Source organism: Streptosporangium jomthongense (assembly GCF_042650425.1).
In the GTDB taxonomy this organism is placed as follows: Bacteria; Actinomycetota; Actinomycetes; order Streptosporangiales; family Streptosporangiaceae; genus Streptosporangium.
This window is the reverse complement of record NZ_JBHSBC010000039.1, coordinates 1-14,310: the sequence shown is the minus strand read 5'-3', so window position 1 is coordinate 14,310 and position 14,310 is coordinate 1. Positions and strand designations below refer to the sequence as shown.

At 72.3% G+C, this 14,310-nt stretch carries 31 protein-coding genes; all 31 read left to right on the top strand.

Features of this window, described 5'->3' with window-relative positions; all coding sequences use genetic code 11:
- The first annotated feature begins 69 nt into the window (after positions 1-69).
- The 31 genes from ACFOYY_RS32810 to ACFOYY_RS32660 are packed head-to-tail and all read left to right on the top strand — an operon-like array spanning position 70 to position 13,983.
- Positions 70-444, top strand: coding sequence for a hypothetical protein (locus tag ACFOYY_RS32810; RefSeq protein ID WP_386194981.1), 375 nt, complete (start codon positions 70-72; stop codon positions 442-444).
- Positions 441-677, top strand: coding sequence for a hypothetical protein (locus tag ACFOYY_RS32805; RefSeq protein WP_386194979.1), 237 nt, complete (start codon positions 441-443; stop codon positions 675-677). The genes ACFOYY_RS32810 and ACFOYY_RS32805 overlap by 4 nt, the downstream gene beginning before the upstream one ends.
- Positions 674-1,057 (top strand): hypothetical protein, encoded by a 384-nt coding sequence (locus ACFOYY_RS32800; RefSeq protein ID WP_386194977.1) that lies wholly within the window; start codon positions 674-676, stop codon positions 1,055-1,057. The genes ACFOYY_RS32805 and ACFOYY_RS32800 overlap by 4 nt, the downstream gene beginning before the upstream one ends.
- A complete protein-coding gene (locus tag ACFOYY_RS32795) occupies positions 1,057-1,272 on the top strand; it encodes a hypothetical protein (RefSeq protein WP_386194976.1) in 216 nt (71 codons plus the stop codon). The genes ACFOYY_RS32800 and ACFOYY_RS32795 overlap by 1 nt, the downstream gene beginning before the upstream one ends.
- A complete protein-coding gene (locus ACFOYY_RS32790) occupies positions 1,269-1,517 on the top strand; it encodes a hypothetical protein (protein ID WP_386194974.1) in 249 nt (82 codons plus the stop codon). Before ACFOYY_RS32795 ends, ACFOYY_RS32790 begins: the two co-directional genes overlap by 4 nt.
- On the top strand, positions 1,514-1,663 hold the full coding sequence (locus tag ACFOYY_RS32785) for a hypothetical protein (protein ID WP_386194972.1): 150 nt from the start codon (positions 1,514-1,516) through the stop codon (positions 1,661-1,663). The genes ACFOYY_RS32790 and ACFOYY_RS32785 overlap by 4 nt, the downstream gene beginning before the upstream one ends.
- A complete protein-coding gene (locus tag ACFOYY_RS32780; protein WP_386194970.1) occupies positions 1,660-1,794 on the top strand; it encodes a hypothetical protein in 135 nt (44 codons plus the stop codon). Before ACFOYY_RS32785 ends, ACFOYY_RS32780 begins: the two co-directional genes overlap by 4 nt.
- Positions 1,791-2,783 (top strand): hypothetical protein, encoded by a 993-nt coding sequence (locus ACFOYY_RS32775; RefSeq protein WP_386194968.1) that lies wholly within the window; start codon positions 1,791-1,793, stop codon positions 2,781-2,783. Before ACFOYY_RS32780 ends, ACFOYY_RS32775 begins: the two co-directional genes overlap by 4 nt.
- Complete coding sequence (locus ACFOYY_RS32770) at positions 2,783-3,961, top strand: recombination directionality factor (protein WP_386194966.1); 1,179 nt, start codon at positions 2,783-2,785, stop codon at positions 3,959-3,961. The genes ACFOYY_RS32775 and ACFOYY_RS32770 overlap by 1 nt, the downstream gene beginning before the upstream one ends.
- The gene (locus ACFOYY_RS32765; protein WP_386194964.1) at positions 3,961-4,215 is read left to right on the top strand and encodes a hypothetical protein; all 255 of its coding nucleotides are present in this window, start codon (positions 3,961-3,963) and stop codon (positions 4,213-4,215) included. The genes ACFOYY_RS32770 and ACFOYY_RS32765 overlap by 1 nt, the downstream gene beginning before the upstream one ends.
- Entirely contained in the window at positions 4,212-5,039 is an 828-nt protein-coding gene (locus ACFOYY_RS32760) for an exonuclease domain-containing protein (RefSeq protein ID WP_386194962.1), read from the top strand. The genes ACFOYY_RS32765 and ACFOYY_RS32760 overlap by 4 nt, the downstream gene beginning before the upstream one ends.
- The gene (locus ACFOYY_RS32755) at positions 5,003-5,455 is read left to right on the top strand and encodes a hypothetical protein (protein WP_386194960.1); all 453 of its coding nucleotides are present in this window, start codon (positions 5,003-5,005) and stop codon (positions 5,453-5,455) included. Before ACFOYY_RS32760 ends, ACFOYY_RS32755 begins: the two co-directional genes overlap by 37 nt.
- Positions 5,452-5,673 carry a hypothetical protein gene (locus ACFOYY_RS32750; protein ID WP_386194958.1) on the top strand — a complete coding sequence of 74 codons (222 nt, stop codon included), beginning with the start codon at positions 5,452-5,454 and terminating at the stop codon, positions 5,671-5,673. The genes ACFOYY_RS32755 and ACFOYY_RS32750 overlap by 4 nt, the downstream gene beginning before the upstream one ends.
- On the top strand, positions 5,670-6,347 hold the full coding sequence (locus ACFOYY_RS32745; protein ID WP_386194957.1) for a hypothetical protein: 678 nt from the start codon (positions 5,670-5,672) through the stop codon (positions 6,345-6,347). Before ACFOYY_RS32750 ends, ACFOYY_RS32745 begins: the two co-directional genes overlap by 4 nt.
- The gene (locus ACFOYY_RS32740) at positions 6,344-6,583 is read left to right on the top strand and encodes a hypothetical protein (protein WP_386194955.1); all 240 of its coding nucleotides are present in this window, start codon (positions 6,344-6,346) and stop codon (positions 6,581-6,583) included. Before ACFOYY_RS32745 ends, ACFOYY_RS32740 begins: the two co-directional genes overlap by 4 nt.
- The gene (locus ACFOYY_RS32735; RefSeq protein ID WP_386194953.1) at positions 6,583-7,419 is read left to right on the top strand and encodes a DNA adenine methylase; all 837 of its coding nucleotides are present in this window, start codon (positions 6,583-6,585) and stop codon (positions 7,417-7,419) included. Before ACFOYY_RS32740 ends, ACFOYY_RS32735 begins: the two co-directional genes overlap by 1 nt.
- Positions 7,419-8,006, top strand: a complete 588-nt coding sequence (locus ACFOYY_RS32730; RefSeq protein WP_386194951.1) for a hypothetical protein — start codon at positions 7,419-7,421, stop codon at positions 8,004-8,006. The genes ACFOYY_RS32735 and ACFOYY_RS32730 overlap by 1 nt, the downstream gene beginning before the upstream one ends.
- On the top strand, positions 7,999-8,148 hold the full coding sequence (locus ACFOYY_RS32725; RefSeq protein ID WP_386194950.1) for a hypothetical protein: 150 nt from the start codon (positions 7,999-8,001) through the stop codon (positions 8,146-8,148). Before ACFOYY_RS32730 ends, ACFOYY_RS32725 begins: the two co-directional genes overlap by 8 nt.
- Positions 8,145-8,267 carry a hypothetical protein gene (locus tag ACFOYY_RS32720; protein ID WP_352016026.1) on the top strand — a complete coding sequence of 41 codons (123 nt, stop codon included), beginning with the start codon at positions 8,145-8,147 and terminating at the stop codon, positions 8,265-8,267. The genes ACFOYY_RS32725 and ACFOYY_RS32720 overlap by 4 nt, the downstream gene beginning before the upstream one ends.
- Positions 8,264-8,461: a hypothetical protein gene (locus ACFOYY_RS32715; protein ID WP_386194947.1), complete on the top strand. Its 198-nt coding sequence runs from the start codon at positions 8,264-8,266 to the stop codon at positions 8,459-8,461. The genes ACFOYY_RS32720 and ACFOYY_RS32715 overlap by 4 nt, the downstream gene beginning before the upstream one ends.
- Positions 8,461-8,982 (top strand): hypothetical protein, encoded by a 522-nt coding sequence (locus tag ACFOYY_RS32710; RefSeq protein ID WP_386194946.1) that lies wholly within the window; start codon positions 8,461-8,463, stop codon positions 8,980-8,982. Before ACFOYY_RS32715 ends, ACFOYY_RS32710 begins: the two co-directional genes overlap by 1 nt.
- On the top strand, positions 8,975-9,391 hold the full coding sequence (locus tag ACFOYY_RS32705; RefSeq protein ID WP_386194944.1) for a DUF4326 domain-containing protein: 417 nt from the start codon (positions 8,975-8,977) through the stop codon (positions 9,389-9,391). Before ACFOYY_RS32710 ends, ACFOYY_RS32705 begins: the two co-directional genes overlap by 8 nt.
- On the top strand, positions 9,388-9,912 hold the full coding sequence (locus tag ACFOYY_RS32700) for a hypothetical protein (RefSeq protein WP_386194942.1): 525 nt from the start codon (positions 9,388-9,390) through the stop codon (positions 9,910-9,912). The genes ACFOYY_RS32705 and ACFOYY_RS32700 overlap by 4 nt, the downstream gene beginning before the upstream one ends.
- The gene (locus ACFOYY_RS32695) at positions 9,912-10,361 is read left to right on the top strand and encodes a hypothetical protein (RefSeq protein WP_386194940.1); all 450 of its coding nucleotides are present in this window, start codon (positions 9,912-9,914) and stop codon (positions 10,359-10,361) included. The genes ACFOYY_RS32700 and ACFOYY_RS32695 overlap by 1 nt, the downstream gene beginning before the upstream one ends.
- Positions 10,361-10,675 carry a hypothetical protein gene (locus tag ACFOYY_RS32690; RefSeq protein ID WP_386194938.1) on the top strand — a complete coding sequence of 105 codons (315 nt, stop codon included), beginning with the start codon at positions 10,361-10,363 and terminating at the stop codon, positions 10,673-10,675. The genes ACFOYY_RS32695 and ACFOYY_RS32690 overlap by 1 nt, the downstream gene beginning before the upstream one ends.
- Positions 10,672-11,820 carry a ParB/RepB/Spo0J family partition protein gene (locus ACFOYY_RS32685; RefSeq protein ID WP_386194937.1) on the top strand — a complete coding sequence of 383 codons (1,149 nt, stop codon included), beginning with the start codon at positions 10,672-10,674 and terminating at the stop codon, positions 11,818-11,820. The genes ACFOYY_RS32690 and ACFOYY_RS32685 overlap by 4 nt, the downstream gene beginning before the upstream one ends.
- Positions 11,733-12,257 carry a WhiB family transcriptional regulator gene (locus ACFOYY_RS32680; RefSeq protein WP_386194935.1) on the top strand — a complete coding sequence of 175 codons (525 nt, stop codon included), beginning with the start codon at positions 11,733-11,735 and terminating at the stop codon, positions 12,255-12,257. Before ACFOYY_RS32685 ends, ACFOYY_RS32680 begins: the two co-directional genes overlap by 88 nt.
- Positions 12,254-12,385, top strand: coding sequence for a hypothetical protein (locus tag ACFOYY_RS32675; RefSeq protein WP_386194933.1), 132 nt, complete (start codon positions 12,254-12,256; stop codon positions 12,383-12,385). Before ACFOYY_RS32680 ends, ACFOYY_RS32675 begins: the two co-directional genes overlap by 4 nt.
- Positions 12,363-13,451 (top strand): DNA polymerase III subunit beta, encoded by a 1,089-nt coding sequence (dnaN, locus tag ACFOYY_RS32670; protein ID WP_386194931.1) that lies wholly within the window; start codon positions 12,363-12,365, stop codon positions 13,449-13,451. The genes ACFOYY_RS32675 and dnaN overlap by 23 nt, the downstream gene beginning before the upstream one ends.
- Entirely contained in the window at positions 13,448-13,726 is a 279-nt protein-coding gene (locus ACFOYY_RS32665; protein ID WP_386194929.1) for a hypothetical protein, read from the top strand. The genes dnaN and ACFOYY_RS32665 overlap by 4 nt, the downstream gene beginning before the upstream one ends.
- Positions 13,723-13,983 (top strand): hypothetical protein, encoded by a 261-nt coding sequence (locus ACFOYY_RS32660; RefSeq protein WP_386194927.1) that lies wholly within the window; start codon positions 13,723-13,725, stop codon positions 13,981-13,983. The genes ACFOYY_RS32665 and ACFOYY_RS32660 overlap by 4 nt, the downstream gene beginning before the upstream one ends.
- Positions 13,984-14,310 lie beyond the last annotated feature (327 nt).

Here is a 14,310-nt window from a genome sequence, read left to right as displayed (position 1 = left end):
GCCGTGCCCCGGCCAGGCCCCCTCGACCCCACATCCCTACCGAATCCCGATCCTGAAGGGACGGAGATCGTGACCACCATCATCCCCGACTTCGGCCTGGCGGCCCACCTCGACCGCCAGACCCCCGCTCCGCCGAGCGCAGCGGTGACCGCCGCCCGCGAAATCGCTGCTCAGGCCGCACGGCTGAAGACCCTCCCGATCGCTCCGGAGGAGCGCGCCGCAGTGCTCGGCGCGATCGGCGAGGCTGCTCAGGCCTGCGCCCGCATGATGAACGACCAGGTCATCTCCATCGACGACGAGTCCACCTCTCCTTGCATGCCGGATCTGGCCTACGACGTTTCCGACGCCGCAGCCTGCCTCGGCAGTGCCGGCATCTCGATCGAGCGAATCGCCACGGGGCTCGGTCATGAGGCGGCCGACGCCCAGGACGGGGACCAGAAGTGACCGCCACGACCGCTCTGCGGACCATCAAGACCGCCGCTGACCTGGAGGTCGGTGACTGGCTGGACTTGCGTGACGGCACGGAGATGCTGGTCACCCACCTGATCCCGGCCACCCGTGAGGAGGCGCTGGAGTACGGCGCCCGCGAGGTGCGGTCGCTGGGGTGGTGGCGCACCTACTCCGCGACCGAGCCGGTGAAGGCCAGTCCCCGCGAGGTTCAGGCGGTGGCGCAGTGAACGCCCCCATCACCCCGACCCTGCCGCTGAACATGCTCGACCTGCTCGTCCCTGACGGATCGACCCTCCCGCTGGCGTGGGCCGTCCTGGTGGGCGACCGCGAGCAGGTCGGCACTCACGACGGGCGGCCGGTGTACGCCCCCACCGTCACCAGCTGGCACCTCGTCCAGGTCTGCGGCTACGAAGTGGACGCCGGGCACTTCGCCAGGGACATGGGACGCGCCTCCCTCGGCGGTATCGAAGTGGACCAGTGGAACTGGTACCCGGCCAGCGACGGCGACGAGCTGCTGGAGCTGTACGGCGTGGTGTCCGGCGACGAGACGGCGGCCGAGGTGGCGATCGCCCCGCTGACCGCCCTGCTGCACAAGGCAGGTGAGTGATGGTCGCCCACGACCTGCACGCCGGTCTCGTCGTCTCCTGCCCCACCTGGGAGGACGGTCAGCCGGTCCTTATCCTGTCCGCCCACACCGGCCAGGGTCAGGTGGCGGTCCGCTACCAGGACGCCCGCGCCCACCACCCCGCCCACATCACCTCCGTGGAGCCCGGGTTCGAGCTCGACCTCATTGGCAGCTGCCAGGCCGGGAGGATCCGGTGACCGGCATCCGCGATCTCATCGCCCAGACCCGCCTCGACCCCGACGTGCTCATCCGGGCCACGCTGACCGGCCTGACCTGGCACGTCCGCAAGCCGCTGGCCGACGCCGAGATCACGACCTTGGGCCGCCTCGCCGAGGAGACCGACGACAGCCTGCTCGCTCTCCCCGGACTCGGCCAGCGCCGCCTCGACGCGCTGCGGGCCGAGCTGGAGCGCATCGCCCAGGAGAAGGGCGGCCCCCAGTGAAGGCGTGGACGACCCAGGCCCTTCTCGCCTACCTCGCCCGCTGGCGCACCCGCCACACCGCCGTCGAGGTCGAGGCCGCGGAGCACCTCGCGGCGATCAGGCCCACCGACACCCGCCAGCCCTACGCCGACGGGAGCAACGGATGAGCCACCCCGACGAGCCGCAGCTCACCCCCGACGAAGAAGACGCCTACCGGTGGGGCGAACAGGCCGACTACGACGGCCACCTCGACACCACCGACGACGAGCGCGACGAGCAGGACGGAGACGACGAGTGACCACCGACCTGGCCGCGCGGACCACCTGCCCCGACTGCGGCACCGACCAGCAGGTCAACAAGGACGGCGCCCTCCGCAAACACAAGCAAGGCGTCCTCACCTGCACCGGCTCCGGCCAGCCCGTCGGCACCGCCCGCATCCCCCGCCGTTCAACGGCCGGCTTCTACAAGGACCCCGCCACCGGCGAGCTTCTCCGCTCGGTCACCACGATCCTCACCCAGGGATCCCCGAAGGAAGCCCTCATCCACTGGGCCGGGAACCTCGTCGCCGAAACCGCCATGGAACACCTGCCCCAGCTCGTGCGCGCCAGCCGCAACCCGCAGGCCGCCAAGGACGCCTACGACTGGCTGCGCCGCGCCCACACCAGGAAGAAGGACGAGCGGGCCGACCTCGGCACCGCCGTCCACCAGATCATCGAGGCGAAGGTCCTCAACGAGCCGATGCCCGAGGCGATCCTCACCAACCCGGAGATGGCCCCCTACATCGCGAACTTCGAGGCGTTCGTCGCCGACTGGCACATCACCTTCACCGCCTCCGAGATGGTCGTCGCCGACTACCACCACAAGTTCGCCGGAACCCTCGACTACCTCCTGCAGTCCCCCCTCCTCGCCCAGGTGCTCGGCTGCCCGCCCGACATGGACATCCCCGGCGACACCAAGACCGGCGGCGAACTCGACGAGACCACCTACGACGGAGGCGTCAAGGGCGTCTACCCCGAGGCCGGTGTCCAGATGTCCGCGTACCGGAAGGCCCGGTTCGGGTGGCTGCGCGACGGCACCCGGGTCGAGATGCCGCCCCGCCACGACATCGGCGTCGTCCTGCACCTGCGCCCCGAGGGATACCGGCTCTACCCGGTCCGGTGCGGCGACGAGGTGTTCGAGACGTTCACCTTCATCCGCCGGGTGGCCGAGTTCCAGACCGGCCCGGCCAAAACCATCGTCGGCCCCGCCCTCACCCCGCCCACCACCAGCAGAAAGGCAGCCGCCTGATGGGTTCCCGCATCATCACCCTGCAGCGCCAGGCCCGCGAGCTCGGCCGCCTGCGCACCGGGTTCTTCAACGGCAAGGCGCCGGTCCGCTGCAAGACGTGGATCGTCACCAGCCACGCCGAGCACTACGTGCAGGCCGCCGCCGACGCCTGGGGCGGCCAGGTCGAGAAGTGGCAGCCGCTCGGCAACGGCGCCCCCCAGTGGCGCGTCATTACCGCCGCCGACAGCCTGGACGCGATCATGCCGCCCGGCGACCCGCTGTCGCAGGCGTACGAGTCCTGGTCGCGGGGCGGCGTGCAGCGCCGCTGCGACGGCATGACCGAGGCGCTGACGGACTCGCCGTGCGTGTGCCGCGCCCAGTGGGGCGACCAGTTCTGGGAGAACGCCCCCCGCGACGCCGCCTGCAAGATGACGACCCGCCTCAACGTGATCCTGCCGGAGATGCCCGACATCGGCGCCTGGCGCGTCGAGACGCACTCCTTCTACTCGGCCAACGAGATGGCGGCCGCGGTCGACGTGCTCAAGGGGTCGATCGGGGAGCAGGCGATGATCCCGGTCCGGCTGCGGATCGAGCAGCGCACCCGCGTCACCCAGGGCAAGACGAAGCACTTCCCGGTGGTCGCGGTGGAGCTGCGCGGGTCGACGGCCGGTCAGGTGCTGGCGGGTGCGGCTCAGATCGTGCCAGTGGGCACCGGGTCGGTCGAACCGGCGCCGAAGGCGGCTGCGGTGGAAGGCGGGTCCCGTACGGCGATCGAAGCCGCCCCGGCCTCTCCGGCGGCGGAGGACTTCATCGCCGCCGCCACCGGGTCGGCGACGCTGGAGGACCTCAGCACCAACCTGCAGGCCGCCCAGCGCGCCGGGTTCGCCCACGAGTTGCAGAACCCCGGCGACCCGGTCGCGGCCGCGTTCATGCGCCGCCGCGACCAGCTGCTCAACCCGCAGCCGCCCGCCGTCGCACCGCCCGCCCCGGCCCCGGAGGCGCCCGGCGCGGACGTGGACCTGCTGTGGCAGCAGATCATCGCCACCTGGCCCGGCGGCATGACCGCCCTCGCCGACGCCATCACCCGGTTCACCGGCGGTGTCGCCCCCGAGGACGCGGCCCCGGCCGACCTCGACGCCTTCCTGAAGAAGCTCCGCGCGGGCGAGATCGGCGCCGCCACCGAGGAAGTGCCGTTCTGATGAGCCGCGCGACCTACGACCGCACCGCCGCCAACTGGGCCAGAGTCGTCCAGGCCGTACGGGAGGCCGGTGGCGAGGCGGTCACCATGCCCGTCCTGCACCTGGCGCTCATCGGCCACGGCTACCAGCAGCTCCACGCCGAGCGGGCCGCTGCCCTGGCCCTGCTGGAGATGTGGGAGCGCCGCGGTGTCCTCCTGCCCGCCGACGTGGCCGAGATGCGCCACGCCCTCGGCGAAGGTGAGGAGGGCCGATGACCTGGCACCTCGGGAGGCTCGCCCCGTTCGACCTCGAGACCACCGGCCAGGACCCACAGGAGGCCCGGATCGTCGAGGCCTACGTCGGCTACGTCGGCGGCGGCCTCAACCCCATCGACCGTGACCCGCTGCTCGTCGACCCCGGCGTCGAGGTGCCCGCCGAAGCCGCCGCGATCCACGGGTACACCACCGAGCACCTGCGGAAGCACGGCACCCCGGCCGACGCCGCCGTCTGGATCATCGCCACCGCAGTCGCCGACGCCGTCAACGAACGCATCCCCTTGGTCGGCCACCGCATCAGCTACGACCTGACCGTCCTGTCCCGCGAACTGGCCCGCCACGACCTGCCCTCCCTGGAGGAGATGACCGCCCACACCGGCGGCCTGGCGGGCGCGGTCATCGACACCTACCTCCTCAGCAAGCACGTCGACCCCTGGCGCCGCCGGGTCAGCGACGAGCAGGGCCCGCACACCCTGAAGACCTGCGCCCAGGTGTTCAAGGTCGGCTGGGCGGACGAGGACGCGCACGGCGCCCGCTACGACGCCCTGGTCGCGGCCCGGGTGGCGTGGCGGACCGGGGCGCTCGCGCACCTGCCGCGCGAGCAGCGGCCCCGCCTGTCCGGCCGCTCCGACAACCGGCACCTGTTCGACGACCTGGCGGTGGGCCTGCCGGACCTGTACGCGGCTCAGCAGCGGTGGGCGGCGGAGCAGGCCGCCAGCTACCAGGAGTGGCTGCACTCGCCGAAGGCGGGCGAGAAGCGCAACCCCACCGCGGTGATCTCAGGCGAGTGGCCGATCCAGGCCGCGCCGACCCCCGCCTCCTGAACGACCCGGGCCCCGCCGCGTCCGGGCGGGGCCCCTCACACCTGGAGAACGACGTGCACGACAACCCCACCGGCCGCCTCGTGCGCCGCACCTGGGCAGAGCTGCCCCGCCCCGTCGCGGGCGACCTCGTCCGCCCCGCCGACGGCGGCGGCCTGTTCGGCCTGGTCACCTTCGGATGGGCCGAAGAACTCATCTCGCAGGACCCCGCCTGGTGGCGGGAACTGGCCACCGCGGCGCTCGCCACCGCTCACGCCCTGGAGGCTGAGCAGTCGCCGATGCCGCCCGCCGAGGAGCCGGCCACGCCGGTCGAGGAGGAGCCGCTCGGTCTCCGCGCCGCTGCGGTCGGTCACCCGCCGTACATCGACCCGACCCCGACCGGCGTCCACCCCGTCCTGAACCCGGGGGCCGACCAGTGATCGCCCTCCTGCCCGGCGCGGGCTGGCTGCTGGCCGCCCTGCTGACCGTCGCCCTGGCGACCCAGAGCTTGCGCCACCGGCCCGCCCTCCGCCACCGCATCACCGCGCTGGCCACCCGCCGGGCCCGAACGGCCCGCGCCACCCTCGCCGCCGTCGCCCGCGGCATCACCCTCCACCCCCGCCAGCCACACCACGCACCCGGAAGGACCACGCGATGACCATCACCGTCACCCGCCCCTCCGCACTCCTCCACGCATCCGGCCGCGACATCAAGAACCTCCTCGGCGCCGTCCTGCCGCACCTCGCCACCGACGGCCCGGACGCCGAAGAACTGCCCGACCTCACCCGTCTCCATGTCGAGATCCACGCGGGTGAGCTGCGCCTCATCTGCTCCGACCGCTACACCATGGCCGTCACCCGAACCGCGCTGACCTCGGCCACCGAGGACTTCGCCCTCGCCATCCCCGGCCAGGACGCCAAGCGCCTCGCCGAAGGCCTCAAGGGCCGCGCCGACGTGACCCTCTCCTTCGAGATCGACCGGCTGATCGTCAGCGAAGGCGACCACCGCACCGTCATCCTGGGCCACGACTCGGACCTCCAGTGGCGGAAGGTCCTCGCTCGATTCCTGACGCCGACGGCCACCCCGGCCGACCCCATCCTGATCAACGCGGACTACCTCGCCCGCCTGGCACCCGCCAGGCGTCTCGACGAAGGCGCGCCGATGGCAATCCGGATGCACGGCGAACACAAGAAGGCCATCGTCGCGACCCTCGGCGAGCACTTCCTCGCCCTCATCATGCCGATCCTCAGAACCGGTGAGGCGCCCCAGCCCAATCCGCTCGACGGCTGGTTCGACCTCCTCGACGAGGAGCCCCAGGACGGTGCCCTGTGACCCGCACCCCCGCCCCGCCCGACCCGGCCGAGCACGGCCCCTTCGACATCCAGATCATCGACGGCCGCATCGTCCTGGCCGGCATCGAAACCCCGCTGGACGCTGTCGATGCCCTCCTCGGCGCACGGCAGCTCCGCGCGGCGGCCGAGCGCGCCGTTGCCGAGCCCGCAGAGACGCTGCCGCCGAGGCCGTCCCGGCACGGGCTCCGTCTCGTCGACACGACCGGAGGCGCGTGATGGCCCGCCTCGCCCCTCCCATGCCGTACTACGGCTCCAAGCAGACCCTCGGTCCGGCCATCGCCGCCCTGCTGCCCGAGCACCAGCACTACATCGAGCCCTACGGCGGAAGCCTCGCCGTCCTGCTCGCCAAGCGCCCCAGCGCCCAGGAGACCGTCAACGACCTGTCCCGGGAACTCATGACCTTCTGGCGCGTCCTGCGCGACCGCCCCGCGGACCTGGCCCGAGCTTGCGCCCTCACCCCGCACTCGCGCGCCGAGCACGACGCCGCCTTCGCCCCCGTGGCTGACGGCGACGAACTGGAGATCGCCCGGCGCGTCTGGATCCGGCTCGCCCAGGGCCGCTCCAACGCCCTGTACTGCCGCACCGGCTGGCGGTACCAGGTCGCCGAGAACGGCCTGTCGCTGCCCGGCTACCTCGACGCCTACCGCGACCGGCTCATCCCCGCGGCCGAACGTCTGGTCGGCGTTTCCCTGGAATGCCTGCCCGCCCTCGACATCATCGCCCGGTACGGCGCAGACCCCTCGGTGGTCTTCTACGTCGATCCGCCATACGTGCTCGGCACCCGCAACAGCAGCCACTACCTGCACGAGATGAAGACCGACGACCAGCACCGCGAACTGGCTGCGACGCTCAACGCCACCGCCGCGGCGGTGCTCCTGTCCGGCTACCACAGCCCGCTCTACAGCGAGCTGTACGCCGGATGGCACGTCCACGAGTTCCGCATGGTCAACACCCAGGCCGGTGCCCGGTCGACGCGGGTCGAGGTCCTGTGGTCCAACCGGCCCTTCGAGGCGGTCGCGCCGAGCCTGTTCGACGAGGAGGTGACCGGCTGATGGCCCTCACCGACGCCCGCCTGGCGGAGATCCGCGCCCGCCACACCGCCACCACCCCCGGCCCCTGGCGGCTCGACGGGCCGTACTGCTGGCCGTTCGACATGAGCGACGACCCGCACATGTCCAGCGTCATCAGCGCAGGCGAGGAGCGCACCGCCGTCCTGGTCCCGGCTCTCGACAACCCGCGCGGCGAGAAGGACCTGGCCTTCGCGGTCCACGCCCACCGAGACATCCCCGACCTGGTGGCCGAGGTCGAGCGGCTCCGTGCTCACATCCTCGACATCGACGCCCACGCCACCCCCTACGGCGACATCCCCGACGACCCCGGCTACGTCGGCATCTACCTGGTCACAGCCGGGGCTCTCCATCGGGCGCTCGGCAAGGTCGGCCACTGCGCACCTTCATGCCAGGCCGAAGCCGAACGGGACGAGGCCCTGGCCGAGCTGGAGGCCGCCCGCCAGGACGCCGCCCGCTGGAGGCGCATCGAACCCCTCATCGAGCGCAGCCACCGCCACGGCTACCACCTCGACCCGGTCGACCTCCTGAACGTCGCCGCAGACGACACCGAGGAGGCTCCCGGTGCGTGACCTCCTCCTTCAGATCCTCCTGTGGGCCTTCGCCGTCATCTGTGCCCTCACCGTCACCGGCCTCGGCCTGGTCGCCCTCCACGTGGCCGTCATCAACCACCGCGCCCGGCGGCGGCTCGCCCGCGAGGGGAGGCGGCGGTGACCGAGCAGCCCCGCCTCGACGAGCTCAACGCCGAGCTCGCGCTCATCGAGATGCGCGACCTTGCCGACCGCATCCCCGTCCCCGACGCGCTCGACGACATCCGCCGGAGGACCCAGTGAGCCTCGCCACCGCCTTCTACAGCGCCCTCACCGTCTCCGCAGCCGCCACCGCCATCTGGGCCACCCGCGCCCGCACCCTGTGCGGCACCGCAGTCGCCCTCACCGTCTGCGTCGTCGCCGCAGCCTGCACCGCCCTCACCCTGGCCCCGGCCGCCGAGCCCGCCCCGGCGCCCCGCACCGTCCTGGAAGCCTGATGACCACGACCGTCTATCGCAGCAGCAGCTCCGACATCCTCAAGATCTGGGACGACGCCAACTCCGACGTCCGGGATTGGCACGACCAGATCGACGCATTCCTCGACGAGCACGGCCTCACGGGCCGCTCCGTCTTCATCGATACCGCCTTCGGCCGCCCCTGCGGTGTCGGCCACAACGACAGCGACGTGCCACACGGGTGGCGTGTCCACCGCACCCACGGCTACCTCGTGCCTCGCCTCACCACCAAGGAAGGCAAGCTCCTGTCCGTCCGCCTGGGCGCCCTCACCCGGCCGGACCCGCGCGACCAGGTGCCGGGCATGCCGAAGAACTGCATAGCCGAAGGCGCCTTCATGACGTGCGGCATGCGGCCCATGGGTGGCGCCCTGTACGTCACCTGGCCCCGTCCGATCCCCGAGAAGCAGGTCGATCTGACCATCTGGGAGAAGACGAAGCTCTCCGAGTACTACGCCGCCCTGGAGGCCATCGAGGCCGCCGAGGAGGTGGCCGACCGTGGCTGACGCCCCGAAGCGCATCCAACGCCGCCGCACGAGGGGCTGGACGATGCCCGAAGGCGCCGTCTACGTCGGACGCCCCACCAAGTGGGGCAACCCAGTCCGCATCACCCCCGAGCCCAGCGACCGCGACCGCCGCCTCGCGTACCGGGTACACGGCAGCCCCACCGACCGCAACGGCGGCCCCTCCTACTGCCTCGTCGAGACGGCCCGGTACTTCGCCGCGAAGTTCTTCAAATGGGACCTGCTCAACGGCCGCTACGGCGCCGCCTACCCGTCCCTGGACGACATCCGGCGCGAACTCGGCGGCCGAGACCTGGCCTGCTGGTGCCCCCTACCCACTAAGCCCGGCCAGCCCGACGACTGCCACGCCGCCGTCCTGCTCCAGATCGCGAACGACGGAGCCGTCCGGTGACCGCCCCCACGACCCCCGCCGCCGGAGCCCTACCCCACCAGGGCCCGGCGGCGGGCACCACCCCGCGCACCCGGCGCAGACCGAAGGACATCGGCACCGCCGCCGAAACCGCCGTCGTCCGCACCCTGACCCAGCTCGGATTCCCCCACGCCGAACGCCGTGCGCTGGCCGGCGCCTACGACCTGGGCGACATCACCGGCACCCCCGGCATCGTCTGGGAGGTCAAGGGCGGACGACAGACCAAGGCGCCGTCCGACGAGCAGATCGCCGCCTGGATGGCCGAAACCGAGGTCGAGCGGCGCAACGCAGGCGCCGACATCGGCGTCCTTGTCCTGCAGCGGCACGGCGTCGGCCCGAAGAACGCCGACCGCTGGTGGGCCTACCTCCGCGCCCAGCACGTCATGACCGTCCACCCCGCCGGACCCGACTTCCCCGTCCGTGTCCAGCTCGCCCACGCCAGCCTCCTGCTGCGTGGGATCGGATACGGACAGCCGCTCGATCCCGAGGCGGTGGGCCGATGATGACCACGGCCGAAGCCACCTGGGTCCGTGACCACGCCTGGACCGGCGCCATGCGCAAGACCTACAAGGAAGTCCCGGGCTTCTACCTGACCTGCTCCTGCCAGTGGAACGGCCCCTGCCTGAACGACGCCCGTCCCGGCGTGCACGAGGTATGCCACATGGGCGTCGCCATGTCCTACTACGAGACGGTCATCGAGGTCCGCGGAGGCCAGGCGGTCGCCGCGTTCCCGACGCCGTACCGGCACCCCACCGCGAGCGCGACCGGCTGGCACCCCTCGCACCTGGCGATGGTGTGGATCGCCGACAGGCGGTGCCGCTGGCAGTGCACCTGCCCCTGCGACCACCGCCGCGACGTCGCCCACGCCCCCGAGCGCAACCCGAGGCAGCCGAAGCGGCCGATTCGGTACGAGGTCGTCGAGCTCCCCGGACTGCTGGCAGGGGTGTCGTGATGCCGACCGTGACCTGCGCCTGCTGCGGCAGGCCCGGAAACCACAAGGCCCGTGGCCTCACCACCGCCTGCTACACCCGCCACCGTGTCAACCACACCCTGGACCGATACCCGCGCACTCTCGGCGCCGCCGCCGCCTGGACCCCCGTCAGCGCCCGCGGCCGCCGCCTCCTGGCGCAGTACGCCGCGCTCCTCGCCGCGAAAGCCTCCCCGGCCCGCATCCGGTGGGAGCTGTCCCTCGGCGAGCGGCAGATCCAGCGCTACGCCGCCGCCCACCGCCACACCCAGACCACCGAAAGGAGCGCCGCCGCATGACCGCAACCGCCATGCGACCCGACACGAGCAAGGCCCTCGCCCTCCTCGCCGCCGGCCACACCATCCACGCCGTCGCCGAACACACCGGCTGGCCCATCTCCGCCGTCCGCGGCCTCGCCAACGGCCAAAAGGGCTGGATGATCGACAAGAACGGCCGCGTCTACGACCCCAGCAAACCGAAGTACAAAGTCCAGGTCCCCGACGACGTACCCACCGAGGACCTCACCTGGGCGCGCAGCCTTCTCGACGGAACCCCCCGCACCATCCAGTTCCAGGCACCCACCCCCGCGACACCGGCCGCCCCGCCGAAGCCGACCCCGGCCGCTGCACCGCGCCCGAAGCCCCCCGCCGCCAGCAGCCCCCGCCCCGTCAAGGGCGCCGCCGCCGTCAACGGCCCCCTCGCCGTCGACCTGCCCCTCAGCAAGATTCACGACCACCCCGGAAACATCCGCGACGACGTCGGCGACCTCGACGAACTCGCCGCCAGCATCGCCGCCCAAGGCCTCCTGCAGCCCCTCACCGTCCGCCCCCACCCGGCCAAGCCCGGCCACTACGAACTGCTCGCCGGCCACCGACGCCGCGCCGCCGCCCTCCAGGCAGGCCTCACCACCGTCCCGGCCGTCATCCGCCACGACGTCACCGACACCCAGGCGATCGAGGTGATGCTGGTCGAGAACGTCCAGCGCCGCGACCTCAACCCGATCGAGAAAGCCGAAGCCCTCGGCGCGCTGCGCGACCAGGGCTACTCCGGCGCCCTCATCACCGCCCGCACCGGCATAGCCTCCGGCACCGTCTCCTACCTCCTGGCGCTCCTGGAGCTCGACGACGCCTCCAAGGAGAGGGTCCGTACCGGCGAGCTGACCGCCACCGACGCCGTCGCCGCCGTCCGCCGCCTGCGCAAGAAGGCCCGCGAAGCCCGCGCCGCCGGGTCCTCCGCGGTTCCGGCGTGGTCGTGGGAGCCCGACTACCTGACCACCACTCACCCGCTCGCGAAGAAGGCCTCCCGGCTGTGCCAGGCCCGCGAGCACACCGCCCGCCGCCGGATCGGGCAGGTCGCGTGTGGCCAGTGCTGGGAGACCGTCATCAGGGGCGACGAGCGTGTCGTCATCGCCACCGAGGCCGAGCACCAGGGGAGCGCCTCGTGAAAGGCGTCGAGCGGGCCGCGTGCCGGCGGGTTGACGCTGAGCTGTTCTTCCCGGTCTCTTACACCATCCGCCCTGCGGTGGACGCAGCCAAGGTGGTCTGCTCCAGCTGCCCGATCCTGGACGAATGCCGCACCTACGCCCTGGAAGCGGCCGAACCCGACGGGATCTGGGGTGGCCTCACCCCGGCTGAGCGCGCCGAACTTCTCCGCGGCCCCCGCGCGTCCGCTCCTGACGTTGGTGCTCTCCAGCTCCGTCAGGCCCTGAACGCCTGCCGTGAGCGGCTCGACTGGACGTGGCGTCAGGTCGCCGACGCCCTCGGCGTCACCGAGGCCCTCGTCAGCAAGCTTGGCTCCGGCCGCCGCATGAACCCCGACGCCATGGCACGCGCGTGGGCGTGGGCGGTCGAGCAGGACCAGACCGCGGAGGTGCCGGCATGACACCGCCCGCCTGCCCCACCTGCGGCACACCCCTGCCCGCCCCTCTGGACGGCCCTGACACCCCCGGCCAGCTCACCATCTTCGACATCACCCCCGAGGACACCCGTGAAGACCAGCCTCAACCGTGACAGCCTGGCCGACGCCGTCGCCTGGACCGCCCACGCCCTGACAACCCGCCCCGCCGTCCCCGTCCTGTCCGGACTCCTCCTCGAAGCAGGCGACAGCGGCCTGACCGTGTCCGCCTACGACTACGACACCTCCCGGCAAGCCCGCACCTCCGCCGACGTCCTCCACCCCGGCCAGCTCCTCCTGCCTGGCCGAGTCCTGGTCGAGGTGGCCAAAGCCCTCCCCAAAGGCAAGCCCGTCGAACTCGTCGCCGACGAGTCGGAGGCGGTGCTGACCTGCGGGGCCGCCGAATTCAGGCTGCCCACCCTGCCGGTGGAGGACTACCCAACCCTGCCCGTCACCCCACCGGCGATCGGCACCGTCGACGCCGCAGCCTTCTCCTCCGCCGTTGCCCAGGTGGCGCCCGCCACCAGCCGCGACGAGACCGTCCCGATGCTGACCGGCATCCGTTTCGACGCCACCGGCGACCAGCTGGCCCTCGCCGCCACCGACCGGTACCGCATCGCCGCCCGCACCCTGCCCTGGACGCCGCACACGACCACCCGCGCGATGATCCCCGGCCGGGTCCTCGCCGACATCGCCAAAAGTCTGCAGCCCGGCGACGTCACCATCGGCCTGGGCGACGGGGTCGCCGGGTTCGAAAGCGTCGGCCGCACCACCACCGTCCGGCTGCTCGACGACCAGTTCATCGACTACCGGGCACGACTGGCCGACGACTGGCCGATCCACGCCGACGTCGCCGTCGCCCCGCTGATCGCCGCCGTCAAGCGGGTCGCGCTGGTCGCCGACAAGAACACCGCGATCCGGCTCACCTTCCGCCAGGGACAGGTGCTCGTCGAAGCGGGCGGCGGCGATACCGGCCGGGGCACCGAGGTGCTGGAGGCCGAGCTGTCCGGCGGCGACATCGAGATCGCCTTCCAGTCGCAGTTCCTCCTCGACGGGCTGGTCGGCATCGCCGGGGAGCAGGTGCGCATCCACACGACCAAACCGGCGAAGCCCGCCCTGCTCACCGAGGCCGACGACGACCCGGCTTTCCGCTACCTCGTCATGGCATTGAGGCTCGCATGAGCGGCCTCGACCCGGCCGTCGCCTGGCTGGAAGAGCAGGCCAACGTCTTCGCGGCACTGCCGGACAACGCCGCCCGCCCGACGGTCCCCCCTTACCTCGTCTACAACGGCGCCGAGCAGCCCCCGCCCACCGCCCTGCACCACGCCACCATGCCGGTCACCGGCGGCATCGCCCACGTCGCCGTCGACGGGCCCATCCCCGACGGCCTGACGGAGGCGCTCGACGACCTCGCCCGCACCACCATCCGTAACCACGGCGGGGAGGCGACGCTGTGATTCGCCGCCTTCGCGCCCTCTGGGCCGACCTGACCGCACCTGGCGACCCCGGCGTCGACTACGGCTGGTCTTCCACCCTCAACCAGCTCACCGACCCGCTCGCCGACCTTCCGTCCGAGGTCCGCCAGCTCGTGCACGCCGTCGACCGGATGCGCGACCGCTGGGCCGACGCCGACCTCGCCGCACGACGCGAGCTGTGGCAGGACGTGCACACCGCCTGCGACGCCGTCTGGGACCGCAAGGACCCGCGTGCCTGACCGGACCACCGCCTCCAGCCCGGCCGCCACCCGCGGCCGGGCCTGCAGGTACTGGATCCCAACGGAGGCGCGCCGCTGCGGCGCGAGGGACGGCGTGAGGCCCTTCATCGCCGGGCTCCGATGCCCCCGCCACACGCCCGCCGCGCTCGCGGGCCAGCCGGAGCCCGGCTTCTCGCCGACGACGTCGGCTTCGGCAAAACAAGACGACATCCCGTTCGAGCACGCCGCCTCGCCCCCCAAGGAGGCCACATGACCAGCTCACGACTCGGCCGAGGCCGGGCGGAAGGCCTGTACGCCAACCTCGGCGTCCGGCCACTTACCCCCATA